Origin of the sequence: Streptomyces sp. NPDC059524 (assembly GCF_042749255.1) — a bacterium.
GTDB lineage: Bacteria > Actinomycetota > Actinomycetes > Streptomycetales > Streptomycetaceae > Streptomyces > Streptomyces xanthii.
Map to the genome: position 1 here is coordinate 1 of NZ_JBHYTK010000041.1, position 17,880 is coordinate 17,880.

At 71.8% G+C, this 17,880-nt stretch carries 14 protein-coding genes; 7 read left to right on the plus strand and 7 right to left on the minus strand.

The genetic code is table 11. The features are described 5' to 3' along the window. Positions 1–90: 90 nt before the first annotated feature. On the minus strand, positions 91–1,869 hold the full coding sequence (gene gcl, locus ACFW9D_RS14460) for a glyoxylate carboligase (protein ID WP_188341227.1): 1,779 nt from the start codon (positions 1,867–1,869) through the stop codon (positions 91–93). Between the two features lie 305 nt (positions 1,870–2,174). On the opposite strand from gcl, the gene ACFW9D_RS14465 reads away from it, so the two are divergent. After that, positions 2,175–2,870, plus strand: a complete 696-nt coding sequence (locus ACFW9D_RS14465) for a hypothetical protein (RefSeq protein ID WP_188336167.1) — start codon at positions 2,175–2,177, stop codon at positions 2,868–2,870. A gap of 26 nt (positions 2,871–2,896) precedes the next feature. Further along, positions 2,897–3,403: a GNAT family N-acetyltransferase gene (locus ACFW9D_RS14470; RefSeq protein ID WP_188336168.1), complete on the plus strand. Its 507-nt coding sequence runs from the start codon at positions 2,897–2,899 to the stop codon at positions 3,401–3,403. A gap of 31 nt (positions 3,404–3,434) precedes the next feature. On the opposite strand, the gene ACFW9D_RS14475 is transcribed toward ACFW9D_RS14470, so the two are convergent. Further along, positions 3,435–5,060 (minus strand): AMP-binding protein, encoded by a 1,626-nt coding sequence (locus ACFW9D_RS14475; protein ID WP_384621736.1) that lies wholly within the window; start codon positions 5,058–5,060, stop codon positions 3,435–3,437. Then, on the minus strand, positions 5,057–6,742 hold the full coding sequence (locus ACFW9D_RS14480; RefSeq protein WP_384621739.1) for an AMP-binding protein: 1,686 nt from the start codon (positions 6,740–6,742) through the stop codon (positions 5,057–5,059). The genes ACFW9D_RS14475 and ACFW9D_RS14480 overlap by 4 nt, the downstream gene beginning before the upstream one ends. Positions 6,743–6,898: 156 nt before the next feature. On the opposite strand from ACFW9D_RS14480, the gene ACFW9D_RS14485 reads away from it, so the two are divergent. Further along, positions 6,899–7,732, plus strand: coding sequence for a helix-turn-helix transcriptional regulator (locus ACFW9D_RS14485; protein ID WP_188336171.1), 834 nt, complete (start codon positions 6,899–6,901; stop codon positions 7,730–7,732). A gap of 52 nt (positions 7,733–7,784) precedes the next feature. Beyond that, entirely contained in the window at positions 7,785–8,393 is a 609-nt protein-coding gene (locus tag ACFW9D_RS14490) for a LysE family translocator (RefSeq protein WP_188341228.1), read from the plus strand. Between the two features lie 26 nt (positions 8,394–8,419). Here ACFW9D_RS14490 and ACFW9D_RS14495 read toward each other — a convergent pair whose 3' ends face one another. Continuing rightward, a complete protein-coding gene (locus ACFW9D_RS14495) occupies positions 8,420–9,520 on the minus strand; it encodes a winged helix DNA-binding domain-containing protein (protein ID WP_384621742.1) in 1,101 nt (366 codons plus the stop codon). Positions 9,521–9,639: 119 nt separating this feature from the next. On the opposite strand from ACFW9D_RS14495, the gene ACFW9D_RS14500 reads away from it, so the two are divergent. After that, entirely contained in the window at positions 9,640–10,800 is a 1,161-nt protein-coding gene (locus tag ACFW9D_RS14500) for a magnesium and cobalt transport protein CorA (protein ID WP_188336173.1), read from the plus strand. Between the two features lie 26 nt (positions 10,801–10,826). Further along, a complete protein-coding gene (locus ACFW9D_RS14505) occupies positions 10,827–11,222 on the plus strand; it encodes a hypothetical protein (RefSeq protein WP_384621746.1) in 396 nt (131 codons plus the stop codon). A 24-nt stretch (positions 11,223–11,246) separates the two neighbouring features. Here ACFW9D_RS14505 and ACFW9D_RS14510 read toward each other — a convergent pair whose 3' ends face one another. The 3 genes from ACFW9D_RS14510 to gudD form a co-directional block, all read right to left on the minus strand. Further along, positions 11,247–13,094 (minus strand): TerD family protein, encoded by a 1,848-nt coding sequence (locus tag ACFW9D_RS14510; RefSeq protein ID WP_384621749.1) that lies wholly within the window; start codon positions 13,092–13,094, stop codon positions 11,247–11,249. 90 nt (positions 13,095–13,184) lie between these two features. Then, a complete protein-coding gene (locus ACFW9D_RS14515) occupies positions 13,185–14,507 on the minus strand; it encodes a gluconate:H+ symporter (RefSeq protein WP_384621752.1) in 1,323 nt (440 codons plus the stop codon). Between the two features lie 104 nt (positions 14,508–14,611). After that, on the minus strand, positions 14,612–15,958 hold the full coding sequence (gene gudD, locus ACFW9D_RS14520) for a glucarate dehydratase (protein ID WP_384621755.1): 1,347 nt from the start codon (positions 15,956–15,958) through the stop codon (positions 14,612–14,614). Between the two features lie 424 nt (positions 15,959–16,382). Here gudD and ACFW9D_RS14525 point away from each other — a divergent pair, with 424 nt between their 5' ends. Continuing rightward, positions 16,383–17,864, plus strand: coding sequence for a sugar transferase (locus ACFW9D_RS14525; RefSeq protein ID WP_188336177.1), 1,482 nt, complete (start codon positions 16,383–16,385; stop codon positions 17,862–17,864). The last annotated feature ends 16 nt before the right edge of the window (positions 17,865–17,880 follow it).

The window sequence follows — 17,880 nt, forward strand, 5'->3', positions numbered from 1 at the left end:
CGCCCCACCTCGCGCCACTCTTTTGGCCTCCCGCTCTCACCCCCCCCCCCCCCCCACCCCTGTGCACCGGCCCCTCGAGGGGGCTGGGGATCAGACCTTCAGGGGACGGATGGCCGTCGGCGCGTGACCCGGCTCCGTCGCGAGCTCCTCGAACTCCTTGACCGCGCTGATGTCGGCCGTGGGGCTCATCGCGATGTTCGTGATGCGCTCGAGGATCGCCTCGACGACGACCGGCACCTGGTGCTCCTGCGCGAGCTTCTTGGCCCGCTCCAGCGCCTCGCCCAGCTCGTTCGGGTCGGTGACGCGGATCGCCTTGCAGCCCAGGCCCTCGGCGACCTTGACGTGGTCGACGCCGTAGACACCCAGCTCGGGGCTGTTCTGGTTCTCGAACTCCAGGTTGACCTGGAAGTTGATGTCCAGGCCGATCTGGGCCTGGCGGATCAGGCCCAGGTAGGCGTTGTTGACCAGGACGTGGACGTACGGGATGCGGTGCTGCGCACCGACCGCCAGCTCCTCGATCATGAACTGGAAGTCGTAGTCACCGGAGAGGGCGACGACCTGGGTGTCCGGGTCGGCCTTGGCGACGCCGAGCGCGGCCGGGATGGTCCAGCCGAGCGGGCCGGCCTGGCCGCAGTTGATCCAGTGCCGCGGCTTGTAGACGTGCAGCATCTGGGCGCCCGCGATCTGCGACAGACCGATGGTCGTGACGTAGCGCGTGTCGCGGCCGAACGCCTTGTTCATCTCCTCGTAGACGCGCTGCGGCTTCATGGGGATGTTGTCGAAGTGCGTGCGGCGCTGCAGGGTCTCCTTGCGCTCCAGGTGGGAGGCGACCCAGGCGGAGCGGTCGGGCAGCTTGCCGGCGGCCTTGAGCTCCTTGGCGACCTCGACGAACAGCTCGAGGGCGGCCTTGGCGTCGGAGGTGATCCCGTAGTCCGGCGCGAAGATCTTGCCGATCTGGGTCGGCTCGATGTCGACGTGGACGAACGTGCGGCCCTCGCGGTACACGTCCAGCTTGTAGCCGGTGTGACGGTTGGCCCAGCGGTTGCCGATGCCGAGGACGAAGTCCGACTCCAGGAACGTGGCGTTGCCGTAGCGGTGACCGGTCTGCTGACCGACCATGCCCGCGTTCAGGTCGTGGTCGTCCGGGATGGTGCCCCAGCCCATGAGGGTGGGCACGACCGGGGTGTTCGTGATCTCGGCGAACTCGACCAGCAGGTCGGAGGCGTCGGCGTTGATGATGCCGCCGCCGGCGACGATCAGCGGACGCTCGGACTCGACGAGGAGCTTGATCGCCTTCTCGATCTGGGCCCGCGTCGCGGCCGGCTTGTAGACCGGCAGCGGCTCGTAGGTCTCCGGGTCGAACTCGATCTCGGTCTGCTGGACGTCGATCGGCAGGTCGATGAGGACCGGGCCGGGACGGCCGGAGCGCATCAGGTGGAAGGCCTGCTGGAAGACGCCGGGGACCTGGGCGGCCTCCAGGACGGTGACCGCCATCTTGGAGACGGACTTGGCGATCGTGGCGATGTCGACGGCCTGGAAGTCCTCCTTGTGCAGGAGGTGGCTCGGCGCCTGGCCGGTGATGCACAGGATCGGGATGGAGTCACCGATCGCGGAGTACAGACCGGTGATCATGTCGGTGCCGGCGGGGCCGGACGTACCGATGCAGACACCGATGTTGCCCGGGTTGGCCCGCGTGTAGCCCTCGGCCATGTGCGAGGCGCCCTCGACGTGGCGGGCGAGCGTGTGGTCGATGCCACCGCTCTCCTTGAGCTCCTTGTAGAAGGGGTTGATGGCGGCACCGGGCACGCCGAACGCGTTGCTGACGCCTTCACGCTTGAGGATCTCAACGGCCGCGCGGGCGGCGGTCATACGAGCCATGAGTGCTCTCCCGACTTGTGCTGTGTCTGTGTCCGGCTGTCGGATTCGCGCTCCCGTCGCGCCCCCGCGGCGAGCTGTGAAGTCCGTTTACTGCTTCGTCGTACTGCTTCGTACTGCTTCGCTAAGCCCCAGCCCCTCATCACTTCCATGATGCGGAAACTAGGTTCTGCTATATGGAAGCAATGTAGAGGGGGGTCTCGGAGGCCGTCAAGGTGGATGATGAGACTCACGTCGTCGCGGAGGGCTACGGAATCCGCAGCGGAATCCTTGGGGCAGCAGGGCGGAGGGGGTGTTTCATGGCCGAGCGGGTGCGGGTCAGATGTCCGGCCTGCCGGCGCGAGCACCTCTTCGCGCCCCCGGTGCTGCCCTGCGCCTGCGGCGCTCCCGTGGCGCCGCCGGTGGTGCGCGGCGCCGATCCGGAGCCGGTGAGCGAGCGGACCTGGGCCGACGACTGGGTCACCCTGCGCTGCCCGGTGTGCGGCCGGCACGACCGCTGGCCGCGCCCCGAGCTGGGCTGCGACTGCGGCACCCTGCTGCGCGTCCCCGTCCAGGGCGACCCGGCGCCCGTGGCCCCCGCCCACATCCCGCTGCCGCGCACCGCGCCCGCGCCCCGCGCCGCGTTCCAGCCCGTCGCCATCCGCACCGCGCGCGACGCGGTCACGGCCGCCGCCCTCTATCTGCGCTGGCTCGGCTTCGGGGACGTGCGCCGCGCCGACCAGCGCCCGCCGTCCGGCGTCGGGCTCGCCGCGCGCGGGGTCGTCGCCCAGGTCGAGCCGTCGGTGCGGCCCGCGACCCTGCGCGACGTGGAGTGCCTGTGGCTCCAGGCCATGACGGAGTCCGCGGCCTGTGTCTACTTCTCGCTGGCGGGCTACGCGGACGCGGCCCGCGGCCGCGCGGACGAGCTCGGTGTCCCGCTGTTCGTCCTGGACCTCGCGGGCGTGCCGCAGCCGGTGAACAGCCCGGCGGACGAACTCCTCGCGGGCGGCGCCTGACACCGCCGCGGCTTCATACTGGGCCGGTGATCATCCGCAGCGCCGAGAGCGCCGACCTGCCCCGGCTCCAGGACATCGAGGTGGCCGCGGGCGAGCTGTTCCGCCCGCTCGGCATGACGAGCGTGGCCGACGACGAGCCGCCCGCGCTCGCCGAACTGGAGCGGCTGCGGCAGCACGGCGAGGCCTGGGTCGCGGCCGGGGACGACGGGACGCCGGTCGCGTATCTCGTCGCCGAGGACGTGGACGGCGCGCTCCACGTCGAGCAGGTCACCGTGCACCCCGACGCCGCCCGGCGCGGGATCGGCCGGGCGCTGGTCGAGCGGGCCGCTGGGCGGGCGCGTGAGCGCGGGCTGCCCGCGCTCACCCTGACCACGTTCCGGGACGTGCCGTGGAACGCCCCGTACTACGCGCGGCTCGGCTTCCGCGTGCTCGCGCGGGCGGAGCTGACCGAGGGGCTCGTGCGGATCCGCGCGGCCGAGGCGGCGCACGGCCTCGACCGCTGGCCCCGGGTGTGCATGCGGCGGGACCTCTGAAGGCCCCGCCGCACCGACGCCCGCACGGGAGCTACTCCCCGTAGCCCTCGCGGAGTTCGATCTTGCGGACCTTGCCGCTGACCGTCATCGGGAAGGAGTCGAGGATCCGCAGCCGGCTCGGCACCTTGTAGTGGGCGAGCTGGTCCTTGCAGTACGCGCGCAGCTCGTCGAGGGTGAGCCCCTGCTCCGGGTCGCGCAGGATGACGCAGGCCAGGACCTCCTCCCCGTACTTCTCGTCGGGGACGCCCACCACCTGCACGTCGGCGATCCTCGGGTGCGCGTAGAGGAACTCCTCGATCTCGCGCGGGTAGACGTTCTCGCCGCCGCGGATGATCATGTCCTTGATGCGGCCGACGATCTGCGCGTAGCCGTCCTCGCGGAGCACCGCGAGGTCGCCGGTGTGCATCCAGCGGCCCGCGTCGACGGCCTCGGCGGTCTTCTCCGGCTCCTCCCAGTAGCCGAGCATCACGCTGTAGCCGCGGGTGCACAGCTCGCCGGCCTCGCCGCGCGGCAGGGTGACGCCGGTGACCGGGTCGACGACCTTGACCTCGATGTGCGGCAGGACCCGGCCGACGGTGCCGGTGCGGCGCTCCAGGTCGTCGTCGCGTCGGGTCTGCAGCGACACCGGGGAGGTCTCCGTCATGCCGTAGCAGATGGACACCTCCGCCATGTGCATCTCGGCGACGACCCGCTTCATGACCTCGACCGGGCACGGCGAGCCCGCCATGATGCCGGTGCGCAGGCTGCTCAGGTCGTACGAGGCGAAGTCGGGCAGGTTCAGCTCGGCGATGAACATCGTGGGCACCCCGTACAGCGAGGTGCAGCGCTCGTCCTGGACCGCGCGCAGGGTCGCCGCCGGTTCGAAGGAGGGGGCCGGCACGACGATGCACGCGCCGTGCGAGGTGGCGCCCAGATTGCCCATGACCATGCCGAAGCAGTGGTAGAAGGGCACCGGCAGACAGACCCGGTCCTCCTCCGTGTAGGCGATGGTCTCGCCCACCCAGAAGCCGTTGTTCAGGATGTTGTGGTGGGAGAGCGTGGCCCCCTTGGGAAAGCCGGTGGTGCCCGAGGTGTACTGGATGTTGATCGGGTCGTCGCAGCTCAGCTCGGCCTCGCGGGCCGTGAGCCGGTCCCGGTCCACGGTGTCGCCCGCCGCGACGAGCGCGTCCCAGCTGTCCTCGCCGATGAACACCCGCTCGCGCAGCGCCGGACACTCCCCCGCGACCTGGCGCACCAGCTCGCGGTAGTCGGTGCCCTTGTGCCCGGTCGAGGAGACCAGCACCGAGATGCCGGACTGCTTGAGGACGTAGGCGAGTTCATGGGCGCGGTAGGCCGGGTTGATGTTGACCATGATCGCGCCGATGCGGGCGGTGGCGTACTGGACGAGGACCCACTCGGCGCAGTTGACCGCCCAGATGCCGACCCGGTCGCCCTTGGCGACACCGCGGGCGAGCAGGCCGAGGGCGAGCCGTTCGACGTCGGCGCCCAGCTCCGCGTACGTCCAGCGGCGCCCGGACGGCACGTCGACGAGCGCCTCGCGCTCCGGGAAGGCGTCCACGGCGCGCTGGAGGTTGGCGCCGATGGTGTCGCCGAGCAGCGGTACCTCGCTGGTCCCGTGGGCATAGGACAGCGCGGCGGGCGCGGTGGGTGCGGTCACTTGAAGTCCTCCTCGCGGTACTCGGCGGACGACCCGGCGGCCGTCGCCTCGCGCAGCTCGATCCGGCGGATCTTGCCGGAGACGGTCTTGGGCAGCTCACCGAACTCGATCCGGCGCAGCCGCTTGTACGGGGCGAGGACGGCGCGGGAGTGCTCGAAGAGGAGCTTCGCGGTGTCCGGGCCCGGCTCGTAGCCCTCGGCGAGCACGACGTACGCCTTCGGGACGGCGAGCCGCAGCTCGTCCGGCGCGGGCACGACGGCCGCCTCGGCGACCGCCTCGTGCTCCAGGAGCGCGCTCTCCAGCTCGAAGGGGCTGATCTTGTAGTCGCTGGCCTTGAAGACGTCGTCCGCGCGGCCCACGTAGGTGAGGTAGCCGTCGGCGTCGCGGGAGCCGATGTCTCCGGTGCGGTAGAAGCCTCCTGCCATGGCCTCGGCGGTGCGCTCCGGGTCCCCGTGGTAGCCGACCATCAGGCCGACGGGGTGGGCGGACAGGTCGAGGCTGATCTCGCCCTCGTCGGCGCCGGGCGCGCCGGTGACCGGGTCGAGGAGCTCGACCTTGAAGCCGGGGCTGGGTCGGCCCATGGAGCCGGACTTGAGGACCTGGCCGGGGCTGTTGGACACCTGCACCGCGGTCTCGGTCTGGCCGAAGCCGTCCCGGATGGTGACGTTCCAGGCCCGCTTGACCTGCTCGATGACCTCGGGGTTGAGCGGTTCGCCCGCGGCGACGACCTCGCGGGGCGGGGTGCGCAGCTGGGTGAGGTCGGCCTGGATGAGCATGCGCCACACGGTGGGCGGGGCGCAGAAGGAGGTGACGCCCGCGCGGTCCATCGCGGCCATCAGCTTCCCGGCGTCGAAGCGCGTGTAGTTGTACAGGAAGACGGTCGCCTCGGCGTTCCACGGCGCGAAGAAGTTGGACCAGGCGTGCTTGGCCCAGCCCGGCGAGGAGATGTTGAGGTGCACGTCGCCGGGGCGCAGGCCGATCCAGTACATGGTGGCGAGGTGGCCGACCGGGTACGAGACGTGGGTGTGCTCGACGAGCTTGGGGCGGGCCGTCGTGCCGGACGTGAAGTAGAGCAGCAGGGCGTCGTCGGCGAGGGTCTCCCCGTCGGGCGTGAACGCGTCGTCGGCGCCGGCGGAGTCCTCGTACGCGGACCAGCCCTCGGCGGGTGCCGGGGCTCCGACGACGATCCGGGTGTAGTCGCCGGGCACCTCGGCGAACTTGGCGACGTCCTCGGGGCGCACGATCACGTGCCGGGCGCGGCCGCGCTCGACGCGGTCGGTGAGGTCGGCGGGGCCGAGCAGCGGGGTCGCGGGGATGACGACGGCGCGCAGCTTCATCGCGGCGAGCATCACCTCCCACAGTTCGACCTGGTTGCCGAGCATCAGCAGGATGCGGTCGCCGGCCCCGACGCCTTGGGCCCGCAGCCAGTTCGCGACCTGGTTCGAGCGGCGGCGCAGCGTGTCGAAGGAGAAGCGGGCCTCGTCGCCGGCCTCCTCGACGATGTGCAGCGCGGTCTTCTCGTTGCCGTCGGCGATCGCGTCGAACCAGTCGAGGGCCCAGTTGAAGCGGTCGGGGCGGGGCCAGGCGAAGCCCTCGTAGGCGGCCTCGTAGTCGCGGGCGTGCTCCAGCAGGAAGTCGCGGGCCGTGCGGAACTGCTCCGTGGGTCCGTTTCCCGTCGTCATGTGCGCTCCTGTCGTTCGCTTGTCCCGCGCCGTCGCTCTTGTCCCGCGCCATTGCGGACCGTGCCCGTCATCGTGTAATCCGTGACGCAGGTCTCACTACCCCCGAACGGGGGTGAACGCGACCGGGAACTCCGGACAGGACCTGGGAGGGTGACGGTGAGCGCAGAGGCGGCCGACGCGGTCGAGCTACGCGCCGCACTGGTGCGGCTGCGCCGGGGCACGGGGCTGCCCGTGGCGTTCGGCGGGATCGTCGCGACCCCGGGGCAGGTGCGGATCGCGGAGCTGAGCGGCGCGGCGACGAACGCGCTGCGCGGGCTCGCGATCGTCGCGGGCAACGGCCTGGGCGGCAAGGCGCTGACCCTGGCCCGCGCCTGCGCGGTCACCGACTACCGGGACTCGCGGCACATCAGCCACGAGTACGACGGCGCGGTCGAGGCCGAGGGCCTGCGCTCCGTCCTCGCCGTCCCGGTCGTCGTGCACCGCCGGGTGCGCGGCGTCCTGTACGGGGCGCTGCGCTCGGCCCAGCCGCTGGGCGACCGGGCGCTCGGCGCGGCGGTGGCGGCGGCGCGGGACGTGGAGCAGGCCCTCGTCGTACGGGACGAGGCGCGCACCCTGCTGGCCGCGGCGGCGGCGCCGGTGGCCGAGGGGTCCGGGGCCTGGGAGGAGGTCCGCGAGGCGCACGGCGCGCTGCGGGCCCTCGCGCCGAGGATCGTGGACCCGGCGCTGCGGGCCGAACTGCTCGCGGTGTGCGGCAGACTGGCCTCGGCGGCGTCACCGGTGGACCGTGAGGCGCCGGTGGTGCTCGCGCCGCGCGAGGTGGACGTCCTCGCCTGTGTGGCGGCGGGCGCGACGAACGCGGTGGCGGCCGAGCGGCTCGGTCTCCGGCCGGAGACCGTGAAGGGTTATCTGCGGTCGGCCATGCGGAAGCTGGGGGCGCACACGCGGGGCGAGGCGGTCGTGGCCGCGCGCCGCGCGGGCCTGCTGCCCTGATCTGAAGGGATGTACCGAGGTGTCGACGGATCGGATCCTGGCGTTCGCGGCGATGTCGCTGCTCGTCATCGTCATTCCGGGGCCGAGCGTGCTGTTCGTGATCGGGAGGGCGCTCGCGCACGGCCGGCGCACGGCGGTGGCGACGGCGCTGGGCAATGTGTTCGGGTCGTATCTGCTGGTCGTGGCGGTGGCGCTGGGTATCGGCTCGCTCGTCGAGCGCTCGGCGACCCTGTTCCTCGCGGTGAAGCTGGCCGGTGCGGCGTATCTGGTGTGGCTGGGGATCCAGGCGTTCCGGCACCGGCACGCGATGAAGGCGGCGGACATCCAGGGCCCGGCCGGGCCCGCGCGCGGTGATCTGCGCACGCTGCTCGACGGGGCCCTGGTCGGGGTGACGAATCCGAAGGGCATCGTGTTCTTCGCGGCGGTGCTGCCGCAGTTCGTGGACCACGCGGCCGGCCGGGTGCCCGCGCAGATGCTGCTGCTCGGGCTGATCCCGATCGGCATCGGCCTGGTCACGGACACGCTGTGGGGGCTGACGGCGTCGGCGGCGCGGAACTGGTTCGCGCGCTCCGACCGGCGCCTGTCGATGATCGGCGGCACGGGTGGCTTCGCGCTGATCGGCCTCGGGGTCACGGTGGCGGCGACGGGCCGCGCGGACTGACGGTCCGGGCCGCTCGCGCGGGGGAGTCATTTCCGTACGGTTGCGAAGTCCACCGTGACGGGGCCCGGGGCCTCCAGGACGGCGGCGGTGCGCTCGGCCTCGGCGACGAGTTCCTCGCGCTGGGCGCGGGTCGGGCTGCCGAAGGGCTCCAAGGTGATCCGGGTGCCGTCGGCGGACTCCTTCAGGGTCCACAGGCCGGCCAGGAAGCCGTCGAGGAGGAAGGCCGGGTAGGCCGCGTTCGCCGCCCAGTTGCGGCCGTGGTGCGCCTCGGGGACGACCCGGGTGCGGTCGGCGTGCGAGAGCAGGACGTTGTCGAAGTCGGCGAGCAGACGGGGCGGCGCGGGCACGTCCTCGTCGGGGCGCGGCGCGTCGGGCAGGTCGAACAGCTCGACGCCGTGCTCGTCGCGGAAGGTCACGAGGCGGTCCCGCAGCCGCTCGAAGGCGGGCTTGGTGCGGGTCAGTCCGGCCCACTTCTGGAAGTCCCTGACGGAAGCCGGGCCGAACGCGCGGAGGTAGCGCAGGACCGTCTCGTCGGGGCCGCGGGACTCGGCGGCCTCCCGGTGCAGCCAGTGCTCGGCGGTCGTCAGACGTACGGCGCCGCTGCGCCGCCACAGGGCGCGCGGGGTGACCTGGACCAGGGGCAGGAGGCAGCGCGCGGCGGCGGACAGGGACTGCGGGTCGGCGTCGGGCCACGTGCCCAGCAGCCACTCGCGGATCTCCTTCGGGGTGCGGGGCTCCTCCTCCACGTAGGGCCGGGTCACCGCGCACAGCCGCTCCAGGTCCACGCCGACGAGGCCCTCGCGGAAGATGTTCAGCTCCTTGGCGCGGGCCGGCTGCACCAGGGGACGGAGCGTCATGCAGTCGTCAGCGGTGTGCAGATGGATCGTCGAGCGCATGGTCACGATCCGCGCGACGCGCCGCTCCTCCAGCGCGTCGGACAGCGCCGCCGGGGTGAACCCGTCGAGCCGGGCGGCGAGCGTGACGTACGGCGCCCGCACCTCCTGCGCCTGGAGCCCCACGAGGTGCGCCACGGCGTCCTCGACCGTCATCGGGCGGCGCCGCAGCAGGAGTTGGCGCTCCAGGGTGGCCCGTCCCAGGGCGCGGGTGGTGATCGGCTTCGTCGTCATACGGGGACGGTAGCGGGGATCGAGGACAGGAGGTGTCCTCATTCGGCTCGGCCGTCCCGGCCGTTTCACCTTCGCTCGTTACGCTGCCACGGGACCGGACGGTGGCGGAAGGAACGGGCATGGCGCGACGGCAGGGGCGAAGCGGCGAGGGCGGCGGCGGGGCGCGCCGGTACTCCTGGCGCCGCGGCCCGGCCCCGGAACCGTCGGCGCGACCGGCCCCCGCACCCGCCGGCGCGCCGGCGCCGCCGCGCGAACCGGCGGACAGCGTCGTGCACGCGGCGCTGTACCGCGACGGGGTGCGGGTGGCGAGTCCCGAGTCCCTGACGGACACGTACCGCCAGTTGCGGGAGCGCCCGCGCACGATGGCGTGGATCGGCCTGGCCCGCCCCACCGAGGCCGAACTCAAGTCGCTGGCCGCCGAGTTCGACCTGCACGAACTCGCCGTCGAGGACGCGCTCGAAGCACACCAGCGCCCCAAGCTGGAGCGCTACGGCGAGACCCTGTTCGTCGTCCTGCGGGCCGCCCGCTATCTCGACGCGCCGGAGGAGGTCGACTTCGGCGAGCTGCACGTCTTCGTCGGCCCCGACTTCCTCATCACGGTCCGGCACGGCGCGGCCCCCGACCTCTCGGCGGTCCGCCATCGCATGGAGGCCAGCCCCGACCTGCTGCGGCTCGGCCCGGAGGCGGTCCTCTACGCGATCCTGGACGCGGTCGTCGACGGCTACGCACCGGTCGTCGACGGCGTCCAGAACGACATCGACGAGATCGAGACCGAGGTCTTCTCCGGCGCCCCCGAGGTCTCGCGCCGCATCTACGAACTCTCCCGCGAAATGGTCGAGTTCCAGCGCGCGACCCGCCCCCTGGTCGGCATGCTCCACGGCCTGATGGCGGGCTTCGCCAAGTACGGCACGGACGAGGAACTCCAGCGCTACCTGCGCGACGTCGCCGACCACGTCACCCACACCAGCGAACGCGTCGACGGCTTCCGCCAGGCCCTGGCCGACATCCTGACGGTGAACGCGACGCTGGTCACGCAGCAGCAGAACGCGGAGATGAAGGCGATGGCGGAGGCGGGCTTCGAACAGAACGAGGAGATCAAGAAGATCTCGGCGTGGGCGGCCATCCTCTTCGCCCCCACCCTGGTCGGAACGATCTACGGCATGAACTTCGAGAACATGCCGGAGCTGGGGTGGGGGTTCGGGTATCCGTTCGCGATCGGGCTGATGGGCGTGGTCTGCGTCAGCCTGTACGTGATCTTCAAGCGGCGGGGGTGGTTGTGAGAACCGGGTCCCTCACCGGAGGAGGCGTGATCTGGGCGGCGACGACGCCGGAGACCGGCCTGTTCTCCGGACTCGAACGGCACTCGGCCCTCGCCGACCTCGCGGATCGCTTCGCGCGGCTCCGCACCCTCGGCAGGGGCTACCTCGAAGTCCGGCTGCCGGAAGCCGACCTCCCCTGCCTGACGCTGGGTTTCCGCAACGATCACGCCGTCCTCCACCGGTACGACGAGTCCGGCGGCCTTTCGCTCCACGCGGGCGACGGCGCCACCGCGCCGAGCACCGAGGTGGAGGTCCCGATCATGAACGAACCGACCGAGTTCACGGGCGACTTCATCCTGTCCACCGTTCGCGCATGGCAGATCGTGCACACGTTCGGCAGAACAGGAGCGTCCGGCGAGCCGGGTGACTGGTACGGCCTGTGAGGCGGGCCGCCGGGCCGCCCGCTGTCATTCGGCGACATCGACTCCATAGCCCCGCGCCAGGTCGGCCAGGCCGTGGTCGTAGCCCTGACCGACGGCGCGCAGACGCCAGGCTTCTCCTCTGCGGTACAGCTCCGCGAGGATCATGGTGCGCTCGCTGGTCGCGGCGTCCAGCGTGGCTCGGGCCGTCGGGGCCGCGCCGATGCCGCGCGTGGCGGTGATCTCGATCGCGCCGACGTCGGAGAAGGTCGCCGCGCCGTCGATGGCGGCGGCGATGACGACTCTCCGGACCTCCAGGGGCAGGCGGTCCAGGTCGGCGGTGACGGACTGTTCCGTCGGGCCGTCCGTGGCCAGGCGGACGGTGCCGTCGGGGTGTTCGGGCGCACCGTAGAAGACGAAGTCCTCGTCCCCTGCCACCTGTTCCTGCGCGTCGACCGCGAAGGCGACGACGTCCACGTCCGAGGCGGTCTGCTGACGCCACGACGCCGATACCGTCCACGGCGTGCCGGTGTCGGCCAGATCGGTCACGGCGCCTCGGACCAGGACCGCCGACGTGTCCGGCGCGGGGTCCGGCCGAGAACCGGTCGCGGGCTCCGGTGCCGGTGTGGGGGCGAGGAGCCAGGCTGTGTCGTGGACGGGCAGACCGAGTGCGGTGACGCGCCGCATCCGCCGGTCCGCCTCGCCGCCCGGCAGAACGACGACGTCGGTCACGCTAGCGGAGAGGTTGACCGCCGCCGAGGCTCCCAGAGCGACGGCGAGCACGCGCGCCTCGGCGGCCTCGTCGTGGGTGCCGCCGAGGACCAGGACCCTGCGCCCGGTGAGCGGCCGGTCCGTGGGGGCGTCGGGTCGGCCCGGTGCGGCGGTCCGCTGTGCCGGGACCTCCGGCGCCGGCTCCGGCTCAGGCTCAGCGGTGCGTTCCGCCGCCGGCGGTCGTTCAGCGGGGCGCTGCCGCGCCGTTCCTTTGGTCTGCCCCGGCCGCACGCTCTCCAGCAGGCGCAGATAGGCCGCCTCGTCCACCAGCGGCACTCCTTCAGTCACCGCACGCTTCAGCTTGGCGGACCCGGCTCCCGGGTCGTTCGTGACGACGACGCCGGTCTGACCGCTGACGGAGGTCGTCACGTTCAGCCCAGCCGCGACGGAGCGGGCGACGAGTTCCTCACGGGACAGCCGTGTCTCGCCCGTGATGGCGACCTTCATGCCCTGCACGAGTGGCCCGCCGGGCGTGAACCGGCCCGGGTTCCGGTACGGGCAGGGCGTCTTGGGGACGTACGGCTTGTAGTCCTGGCGGGGCGGGCACTCCAACAGGGGCAGCGCGAGGCCCAGTTGCTCGGCCGCGGCCAGCGAACCGCGCAGAACGCCGGAGAGCACCCGTACGTCGTCCTGAGCGTCGTGCGCCTTCAGCTGCCGCACCCCGTAGTGCTCGGCGAGCGTGCCGAGCTTGAGGTCGGGTGTCGCGGGCCCGACGAGGCGGTTGAGCGCCAGTGTGCACAGCCTTCGGCCGACCGGCACCCAGGACCGGACGCGGGCGAACTCGTGCGCCAGGAAGTCGTAGTCGAACTGCGCGTTGTGCGCGACGAGGACGCGACCGCCCAGCAGCGCGCCCACCTCGGGCGCGATGTCCTCGAAGGTGGGCGCGCCCGCGAGCCGGGCGGAGGTCAGACCGTGGACGTGCACCGGGCCCGGGTCGCAGCCCGGATCGAGCAGGGTGGAGAACTCGCCCGTCCGGTTGCCGTGCGCGTCGAGGGTGAGGATCGCCAGGGACAGCACACGGTCCCGGCCGGGCCTGAGCCCTGATGTCTCCACGTCCACCAGCGCCCAGTCGTGGAAGTACTCGGGAAGCGTGGGCCACTTCGGACGCGACGACAGCAGGGCCATGCGGGCTCCCCTCCCCCGGGTGCGACCGCCTGCACACCCTCTCCACGGTGAACATGCAGGATTTTCACACATGCCGGCGGAGCCCGGCGGTCACATCACCGCGTTCAGCGCCAGCACCCCGCCCAGCCCCAGCAGCGCCAGGACCGTCGTGTACGTGGTGCGGGCCTTGAGGGCGTCCAGGACCGAGAGGTTGAAGTACTCCTTGAACATCCAGAAGCCGGGGTCGTTGACGTGGGAGAAGGCGATCGAGCCGCAGGAGACGGCCAGGACCATCAGTTCGGGGGACGTGCCGCTGCCGGCGACCATGGGGGCCACGATGCCGGCGGCGGTGGAGACGGCGACCGTGGCGGAGCCGAGGGCGATGCGCAGGATGACGGCGATCAGCCAGGCCAGCAGGAGCGGGGAGACGGACCAGTGGGCGGTGGTGTCCTTGATGTAGTCGGAGATGCCGCCTTCGACGAGGACGTTCTTGTAGGCGCCGCCGGCCGCGATGACCAGCATGATCATCGCCATCGACTTGGCGGCGTCGGCGCAGGAGGTGGCGAGGTCCTTCAGGGAGCGGCCGGCGCGGGGGCCGAAGACGTACATGGCGAGCAGCAGGGTGAGCAGCAGCGCGAACTCGGGGGAACCGGCGAACTTGATCACGCCCATGCCCGGGGCGTGGTCGTCGAGGGACATCTCGGCGACGGCGGCGCCGGCGATGAGGACGACGGGGAGCAGCGCCACGGTGAGGGACCAGCCCGTGCCGGGCAGCTCGTCCTCCTCGAAGACGCGCTCGGTGACGAGCCCGGTCGGGATCGAGGGGTTCATGCGGCGGACGAACGGCAGCCGGGGCCAGACGAGCGCGATCAGGGCGCCGGCCGGGACGGCGACGAAGAGGCCGACGAAGAGCGTCTTGCCGACGGAGGCCTCGAACATCTCGGCGACGGCGGTGGGTCCGGGGTGCGGGGGCAGGAAGCTGTGCATCGTGGACAGGGCGATGGACATCGGCAGGCCGATCCACAGCAGGTTCTGCCGGGTGACGCGGACCAGGGTGAAGGCGACGGGGACGATGATGACGAAGGCGACCTCGTAGAACATGGTGACGCCGATGAGCATGGCGGTGACGACCATGGCGACCTGCACCCACCGGTCGCCGAACGCCCGGGTCAGCCGGGTGGCGATGCGCTGGGCGGCGCCGGCGTCGCCCATGACCCGCCCGACCATCGCGCCGAGCCCGATCACCGGCAGGGTGCCCGAGAGCTGGTCCCCGATGCCGGTCTCCAGGACGTCGGATATCTCGGTGAGTCCGATGCCCTGGACCACCGCGACGACGGTGGCGACGAGCAGCAGGGCGATGAAGCCGTTGAGCCTCACCTTGGTCATCAGGAACAGCAACGCCACAACACTGAGCGCCACGACGAGCAGGGGCATGTTCAGTTCTCCTACGGCAGGTCGGCTCGGCCGGTTCCGGGCATGCCGCACGGCGGCGCGGCGTCAGGTGACGCGTCGCGCCGCGGACGGCGGGTGAGGGTGCGTCAGCGCACGAGGGCGGGACGCTTGGCGTCGAAGGTCCAGCCGGGGATCAGGTACCGCATGCCGGCGGCGTCGTCCCGGCCGCCGAGCCCCAGGGACCGGTAGAGCTGATGGGCGGCCTCGACCTGGTCGAGGTCCAACTCGACGCCCAGGCCGGGGCGTTCGGGCAGGGCGATGGTGCCGCCCTCGATCGGCAGCGGGTCGTGCGTCAGGCGCTGGCCGTCCTGCCAGATCCAGTGGGTGTCGATGGCGGTGATGTCGCCGGGCGCGGCGGCGGCGACGTGCGTGAACATCGCGAGGGACACGTCGAAGTGGTTGTTGGAGTGCGAACCCCACGTCAGACCCCAGGCCTCGCACAGCTGGGCGACGCGCACCGAGCCGTTCATGGTCCAGAAGTGGGGGTCGGCGAGCGGGATGTCGACGGCGTCGGCCTTCACGGCGTGGCCCAACTGCCGCCAGTCCGTGGCGATCATGTTCGTGGCGGTCCGCAGACCGGTCGCCCGGCGGAATTCGGCCATCACCTCGCGCCCGCTGTAACCGCCCTCCGCGCCGCACGGATCCTCGGCGTACGCGAGGACGCCGCGCAGGGAGCGGCCGATGGCGACGGCCTCGTCGAGGGGCCAGCCTCCGTTGGGGTCGAGGGTGATCCGCGCGTCGGGGAAACGCTCGGCGAGCGCGGTGACCGCCTCGGCCTCGGCCCACCCGTCGAGGACGCCGCCCTTGAGTTTGAAGTCCTGGAATCCGTAGCGCAGTTGTGCCGCTTCGGCGAGTGCGACGACGGCCTCGGGGGTGAGCGCCTCCTCGCTGCGCAGCCGCTCCCAGTCGTCCTTCGCCGCCGACTCGTCGCGGTACGGGAGGTCGGTGCGGCGGCGGTCGCCCACGTAGAAGAGATAGCCGAGGACGGGGACGCTGCTGCGCTGCACCCCCTCTCCGAGCAGGGCGGCGACCGGCACCTCCAGGTACTGGCCGAGGAGGTCGAGCAGGGCCGCCTCGACGGCGGTGACCGCGTGGACGGTGACGCGCAGGTCGAAGGTCTGCGCGCCGCGGCCGCCCGCGTCCCGGTCGCCGAACCGTTCGCGTATCGCCCGGAGCACGGCCTGCGGATCGCCGACGGGCCGGCCGACGACCAGGTCGCGCGCCTCGTCGAGAGTGCCGCGGATGGCCTCGCCGCCGGGGACCTCACCGACGCCCGTACGACCGTCGGAGTCGGTGAGGATCACCAGGTTCCGGGTGAAGTACGGGGCGTGGGCGCCGCTGAGGTTCAGCAGCATGCTGTCCTGGCCGGCGACCGGGACGACACGCATCGAGGCGACGACGGGCGTTCCGGAGTGCGGGGCGGGTGCGTTCACGAGGCGGCGCCTTTCAGAGGGGGTCGGCAGGCATGCCTTTCCTTGCTGGCCGGAACGTTAGGAGCTTGCTGCGATGCAGGTCCAACACCATTTTGGAATCCTGCGATACCCGGGACGCATCACCGGCACCCGCCCGACGGAGACCCCTTTCGCGCGGTTCCGCCACCGCGGTCAACAGGCGTCATTTTCCGTCTCAAAGCTTCTCCACATTTTCCACACATCGCCCCACCAAGCCCGTCCCGATGGTCTAGATTGACCCTGCTTCTGCACTTCGGACATGAAGCGACAAGTGATGATCTATAGGTCCGAGCGCTGTCCGCAGCGCTGAAATAGCCGGGATGTCACATGCGGGAGGCGGGGGCCTCCCGGGGGGCGTACAGAGCTAGTCGCACACTTCACAACCACTGGGAACCTGGGGGGTTCTGTGTGGCAGGGGGGAACTGTCGGCAGTGCGTTGCCGTCAGCGCGGGACGCGCTGGCGCACGACGCGTTCGGCCGGACGACGAACGACTGGGAACAGCGCTACCGCCGCACCGTGATAACCGGCGACACCGTGGCCACGGCCGTGGTGGTGGCGGCGATAGGCAACTTCTTCGGGGCCCGGGACGCGGCCAACTGGCACGAGAAGTGGGGCATCCTCGCCTTCGGCACCTGGCTCCTCGTCCTCGGCTCGTTCACGGTGAGCCGGGCGTGGGCCCCGGCGGTGCTCGGGCAGGGCGCCGAGGAGTTCCGCCGGCTCGGGCGCTCGCTGTTCACGGCGACCGTCGTCCTGGCCCTCGGCGGCATCGCGCTGACCTCGCGGAACATCAAACTCTGGATCTTCGTCGCGATCCCCGCGATCGCGCTGGTCACCATGACCGAGCGGTATCTGCTGCGCCTGTGGCTGCACAAGCAGCGCAAGGAGGGCAGATGCCTGCGCCCGGTGCTCGCCGCCGGGAGCCTCGCCACCGTGCGCGACCTGATCAACCGCACCCGTAAATTCCCGCACATCGGCTGGCAGGTGGCCGCCGTGTGCACGACGGACGGACTCGGGCTCGACGGGCACCTGGTGGACGGCGTACCGGTCGTCGGCCGGCTCTCGGACGTCGCCGGGCACGTGTGCCGCAGCGGCTACCGGGTCGTCGCCGTCACCCCGGACCCGCACTGGTCACCGGACCGGCTGCAGCGCCTGGCGTGGAACCTGGAGGGCAGCGACACCGAGATGGTCGTGGCCCCCGTGCTGATGGAGGTGGCGGGGCCGCGGCTGCACGTCGACGCGGTCCTCGGCATACCCCTGCTGCGGGTCAGCATGCCGACCTTCACCGGCGGCCGGCGGGCGGTCAAGGAGGTCGTCGACCGGCTGGGCGCCGCACTCCTGCTGCTGCTGTTCGCACCGCTCATGGTGCTCGTCGCGCTGCTGGTCCTGGTCGACAGCCGGGGCGGGGCGTTCTACCGCCAGCGCCGGGTCGGCAAGGACGGCCGGGAGTTCACCATCCTCAAGTTCCGCACCATGGTCGCCGGGGCGCACCGGGCCCGGGCGGACCTCGCCGAGCTGAACGAGGGCGCGGGACTGCTGTTCAAGATGCACCGGGATCCGCGGGTGACGCGGGTGGGCGCGGTGCTGCGCCGGTACTCGATCGACGAGCTCCCGCAGCTGTTCAACGTGCTCACCGGATCCATGTCGCTCGTCGGACCGCGGCCTCCCCTGCCGGAGGAGTCCGCGGCGTACGGACCGGACATCCGGCGGCGGCTGCTGGTCAAACCCGGGCTCACCGGCCTGTGGCAGATCAGCGGACGCAGTGACCTCCCGTGGGAGGAGGCCGTGCGCCTCGACCTGCGGTACGTGGAGGACTGGTCGCTCGCCCTCGACACAGTGATCTTGTGGAAGACGCTGCGGGCGGTGCTCCAGGGCCAGGGGGCCTACTGATGCGCGCGGGGCGGCG